The 6,000-nt window shown below is 54.8% G+C and carries 3 protein-coding genes; all 3 read left to right on the top strand.

Annotated elements, in window-relative coordinates:
• Positions 1-170 precede the first annotated feature (170 nt).
• Positions 171-3,956: a TonB-dependent receptor domain-containing protein gene (locus IFT82_RS18125; RefSeq protein ID WP_192129509.1), complete on the top strand. Its 3,786-nt coding sequence runs from the start codon at positions 171-173 to the stop codon at positions 3,954-3,956.
• Between the two features lie 610 nt (positions 3,957-4,566).
• Complete coding sequence (locus IFT82_RS18130) at positions 4,567-5,055, top strand: hypothetical protein (protein ID WP_192129511.1); 489 nt, start codon at positions 4,567-4,569, stop codon at positions 5,053-5,055.
• Positions 5,056-5,728: 673 nt separating this feature from the next.
• The coding region (locus IFT82_RS18135; protein WP_192129513.1) for a recombinase family protein at positions 5,729-6,000 on the top strand (272 nt) is incomplete at its 3' end.

The raw sequence follows: 6,000 nt of genomic DNA on the forward strand, positions 1-6,000 counted from the left end.
ATAACTTTTCGTTCATGCAGCATACCCTCAGACGCAAAGGCATTGCGCTGAACAGGGGTTGAACAAAAATGCGAATTTTACGCTGGGCTAATGCGACGGCGCTTGCGAGCACGATGGTCCTGTGTGCTCCAGCGTTCGGTCAGGCAGCACCAACGGCCAGCAATCCTCCAGTGACGAACGAACCGGCGTCGCAGGAGGCTACTATCGCGCAGAACAATGCCGCGGTTAGTTCCGACGGATCGAATGCCGATGATGGCACGATTTTGGTAACCGGCTCGCGCATTCGCCGCCCGGAAACCGACGGGGTCTTGCCTGGTGTCTCGATTGACTCAGTGCAAATTCGTGCACGCGGCTTCACCAATGCTATCGAAATCCTGAATGACAACCCTTTGGTTGGACCGGGCGCCAGCTTCAACGGCAATAACGGTGGTCAGAATGCCAGCCTTGGTCGTAACTTCGTCGACTTGCTCGATCTTGGCACCCAACGGACCCTCACACTGGTCAATGGCCGTCGCTTCGTATCAGGAAATTCCGCCTCGCTATTTGTCGAAGGCAATGCCACCGGTAGCCAAGTCGACGTCAATGTTATCCCTGCATCACTGATTCAACGTGTTGACGTCGTCACCGTCGGTGGCGCGGCTGCTTACGGCTCGGACGCGATTGCCGGCGTCGTCAATTACATTCTGGTGAGCGATTACGAAGGTGCCGAGGTGCGTGGCTTGGCTGGCATTAGTGATCAGGGTGACGCTGGTCAGCAGCAGGTCAACCTCCTGTGGGGCAAAAACTTCGCTGGTGGCCGCGGCAACCTGACGCTGTCAGCAGAATACACCCATGTTGACGGCTTACAGGCAGATGCTCGAGACTTCCGCCTGCTTCGTCCCGCCGCGATTACCAATTTTGCGAGCGGGGGTCTGCGCAACCCTTCGTTTTCGCCAAATGGTACGATCGTCAATGTGCAAGGCAGCAACAACGGCGCCTTCCTACGCACCACCGACGATCTTATTCCTAGCCAGGACTATGGCTTTGGGTTCATCAATCAGTCCCTAAGTTTCAACGGCACGATCCTGAACACGCTGTCGGCACCAACGCGTACAAGCTATACCCCGGATGCCAATGGCTTCATTCTACTTAACAATGGCATCGGGCAGCCGGCCGTCTCCAACTTCACGACCGGCGTACAGCTTGTCCAAGGAACGCCAGGTTCGACGCTGTCAGGGTTGGGCCTATCGAGCAACGGCCTGAACGGCCGTGCCACAACTGCTGCAGGACTGCCGTTCACGACATTCGCACCGACGACCCTTGTCGGTGCCAATGCGGCGGCACAATCGGCTTTCGCCGCCTCGGTTCTGACTGGCTTCGGCGTTACTGCTCCCGCGGGGGCGACGCAGGCACAGATCAACAATCTGGCAATCAACGTCCTTCAGGCCAATCGACCTACGGCACGCGAGTTTTTCGCCGCAAATCCCAACGTTAACGTCAATGCGTTTATCGGCACATTCATTCCGAACGTGCCGCGCATCGCGAACACGGATACCACGCTCGTGACCGTGCGATCCGGTGCCAACGGTCAAACGGTGCAAGTGCCGTTGAATCAGGTGCTACCCTTCGTAGCGGTGCCGCTGGAATTTACGGCTGACGGACAGGTGCGCGCCTATACCGCGGCATCGGGCCTCACGCCTACGTCTCAGGGCTCGTTTTCGCAGTCGCCAGGGTCGAACGGCGGCTTCTCGCGATCGATCGAGAACACCGTCTTGCGCACCCAGCAGGATCGCTACGTAACGAACCTGATCGGCAAGTTTGACGTCACGGATAACGTGACGGTCTTCACCGAGAATTTCTTCACCCGGACCCGTAACGTATCGTTGCGCAATAGCCCCAGCCAGAATTTCATCACGACCACGGCGGAGAACGCTGCGCTCGTTCTCAACGTCAATAATCCATACCTCGATGCCGGCGATCGCGCTGCCCTCAATGCCGCCGGGATCAACACGGCAACACGGAACGGCTACTTCACCCTGACCCGCCAGAACCAGGATATCTTCGGCAACAACCCCTTCACCTCCACCGACGAGACGTTCAGGTTGCTGGGCGGCGCGCGTTCCAAATTTAATCTGTTCAACAAGCCGTGGACGGCAGAATTTTCTGGCACCTATGGGCGATCGACGTCCTTTGTTCGCACGTCGCAGATCAACGACATCGAATATCAGTTGGCGCTCGACGCGGTCGATGAAGGGCAAGCTCTCCGTGGCGTAGCAAACGGCAACATCGTTTGCCGCGCCCGACTATTTCCGGGACAGTATATTGGGTTTACCCCGCTTGGCACCTCTGCGAACCTGACCCGGCAGCCTGGAGCAGATGGCCTGCCGACAGAGGTGATCGTCCAGCCTCGTATCACGGCCGATATGATCAACGGCTGCCAACCGCTTAACCCGTTCGGCTACAATCAGATGTCGAACGCAGCCAAGGCCTATGTCCGGCAGGACAACGTCTTCAAGAACGTTGCCGAGCAGACCTTTTTACAGGCCTTCTTCAGCGGCGCGCTGTTTGCGCTGCCGGCTGGCGACCTGTCGATTTCCGGCAATGCCGAGTATCGCAAGGACAAGTTGACCTTCACCACCGATCTGCTCAACCAGCTTGGCCGCGGCCGTTCCGCGCCTTCGGCAAATACCTCTGGTTTCACCGAGACGTATGAAGTTGGCGGCGAGGCGTCGGTGCCGATCACCGGACCCGATTTCCTGCCATTTCTCGGCAGACTTGAATTCCGCCCGGCGATCCGAATTTCGCGACAGAACGGTGAGGCGGCAACCTTCCGCAACTTGGCTGGCGCTGTGATCAACCCGCGCGCGCGGGGCGAAGCAAACACCATCTACAGTTTGGCAGGGAACTGGGCACCGATCCGCGACATCTCGTTCCGCGGCAACTACACCCGCTCGGTCCGCAACCCGTCGGTCGTTGAACTCTTCTTAGGCGGACAGCCCTCATTCACGACACCGACCGAATATTGCTCGCCGGCTAATATCGATCTCGGCCTGCAAGCTGCCAACCGACGTGCGAACTGCGTGCAGGACGTGATCCGCCGGGGGGTGCAATTTGGTAGTCAGACGGTAACGACGGCAGATGTCGCGACACAGTTCCTCGCCCAATTCGTGCCACTGGGCCAGGGGCTACAAGGGAGCTTCTCAGGCGCTCCTACCCTCCAGCCGGAAAGGGGTGAAAGCTGGACCGTTGGCGGCGTGCTGACGCCACGCTTCATTCCTGGTCTGACATTCAACGCCGACTATATCAGCCTGAACCTGTCGAACATCATCTCGACGGCGTCGCTCGCGACGGCAGCACAGTTCTGCTACGACAGCCCCACTTTCGGTGACACCAGCGCGCAAACTGGGGTCAATACCTGCAACTTCTTTTCTCGTGGTACTGATTTCCAAATTCAGAACGGCTATGCGTCAGGCTTCATCAATCTGGCATCGACGCAGGTCCGGGCAATCAATATGTCCGGGCGGTATTCGTTCGCGCTACCTTCTGACCTTGGTCAGTTCACGCTGCGCGGGAATCTGTACCACCTGATCCGTTACACCACCTCCGCCGCTGGCGACTTCTCCGATGCACAGGAGACTGCCGGAACGTTCGACCGGCCGCAGTGGCGCAGCCAGCTTGCGGGCCGCTATGAAAAGGGGGGGCTCTATACGCAGGTGACTTGGAACTGGTCGGACCGCACCCGGATTTTCTCGTCTGGACAGCCTGCTACCGTCGAGGTCTCGAACGACATCGTTTATTCACGGCGTAGCGTGTTCGACTTCGTGCTGGGAGCCGATGTGACGGATAAGACGACGTTACAGTTCGTAGTGAACAACCTGACCGACAAAAATTACGCCGGCGACCTTGCTCTGTTCAACGGAAACTACATTGACCAGATCGGCCGTCGTTTTCAGATTTCAGCACTAACAAGGTTCTGATCTAGAATGCAAATGCCGCCATAGTTGCATCATATCGGTGCACCTATGGCGGTCTTAATAAAGCTATTTGCATGTGCTAATTAGTAATACTATCTCATTTGCATGATCGCACTCATGCTTGTATAACGTTACGTTAGTAAATATATACTGTTAGCCGCTCCATTTTATATCAAAAATACGGCGATTGATCAATATAAAAAGTATAGTACGTATTGCTTATTAATAGTAGATGTATATTTGCGTTATTGTTATGGGGCCTCAGGCATGGTGCTTTAGGGCCCAGCCGATAATTAGGTTGAACGATTTCAGCTGCTTGTGATTCCTGTGGGTTGCAACGACCTCAGCAAACCACATGAGCTGGACCGAAACCGCTCGCCGCAAGCATGACAGGCGTGGCCTGCGTCATGAACGCGACTGCACGGGTGAAGAATAGGCTGTCGTCTCGTTACGACCGATGCCCGACAGTCTTCTTCTCCACCATCGTCCTTGTGGCCACCGTCATCTTCTGGTTATGATCCATGAGGCCTAACCCCAATATCCATTAATATTGTCAATAGTCCGCACTATGGACGTATTGCATACCCTCACTCCGCGTGTTCTACATGAACACATGTCCATTGCTCACATCGCAAGCTTTGCCGCTGCTGCTGCTTCCCTGAATGGATGGGGCGGGTGGTCAGCTTCCTATTATGATTTGAAACTTAGTCAAGAAATACAAATCAAAGTTGATATTGGCCAGATAAGATCGGATAGCAATGAGTCTAGCCACTGGTTAAGAGAAACAAATTCTGGAACTAATATAACCAGATGGACAACATCTGATTTATGCCCAATTGCTAGAAAAATACTTTCTTCCATGTTGGATATAAAGCTGCCCAAGCCATACGTTCCAGGATTTAAACAGCCAGATTTACCAATATATCCAATGGATACTGCCAGATATAGTATTACTATTCAAGCTATATCTAGCAATAAATCTCCTTCTTTTATAGAAATTAGAGGTATGACGACTAAAGAAATTGCGTCGTGGTACAAAAATTCAACAGAATCCTTAGAGTTGTGTTGGACTTTAGAAAAGCCTGAGTTTGTACCAAGCTAGTTTACCTCAAATTATTATAGAATATTAGTTATTTTGGACGTTAAACTAATACATATCATCAATGAAATTAAGTTGAGCGACTTCAGTAGCTTATGATTCACCGGGGGTTGCGAAGACCACGAGGATCACATGGGCTGGACTGAAACTGATCGTCTTTAGCATGACAGAAGAAGGCTGCGCTATGCAAGCGACTGCACCGATGAGGAATGGGCTAGCCCGGCCTACTATGTGATATTAGCAGCATGGGTCGGGTGGCCCCATCCTACCGTGGTCTTCCAATCGGTAGCGGAAAGGTAAGCCAATGATATGGCGTGTCATTAATTATCGGTTTGGCTCTTAGACCTAACTTTCAGAATAATAAGGCACAGCCATCGCAATGGTCATGAATACGATCGGAGGACGCTACGTATAGCAGCTAAGGCCGACGCTTACGCTAGCCCAGCCACCAGCTTGCTAGTGTGGCTCGCTGCCCGTTACTGATGCCGCAGCGGTCAGGGTCATCACGGCGAAAGCGTTGTCGCTGCCGTGGCTTTCGATTTCTGACCACGCCACGATCACTCAGGTTGCAAATATTCTAAGTTTCGCGACACCCGCCAAAGCAACGTATTTCCGCGCTTCCCCACGTCGCACAAGTCGGTTGCTAAAGTCCGTCGTTTCGATGCATATTCGCGACATGCTGACCGGCTATGCCCGCGTATCGACCGATGACCAGGATCTGCGGCTGCAGCGCGGCCTGCTGACCGAAGCCGGCTGTCGTCGCATCTTCGAGGAGAAGGGTTCCGGCGCCCACCGGGACCGGCCAGAGCTGGCGCGGCTGCTCGACCAGATCCGGGCGGACGACGTGGTGGTGGTGACCCGGCTCGACCGGCTGGCGCGTTCAACCAAGGACCTGCTCGACATCGCCGAGACGCTGAACGACGTCGGCGCCGGCCTGCGCTCGCTGGG

This window comes from Sphingomonas sp. CFBP 8760 (assembly GCF_014841615.1).
In the GTDB taxonomy this organism is placed as follows: domain Bacteria; phylum Pseudomonadota; class Alphaproteobacteria; order Sphingomonadales; family Sphingomonadaceae; genus Sphingomonas.

Coding starts and splice junctions, on each gene's coding strand:
- IFT82_RS18130 (WP_192129511.1), top strand. CDS start 4,567: ATGTCCATTGCTCACATCGCAAGCTTTGCCGCTGCTGCTGCTTCCCTG.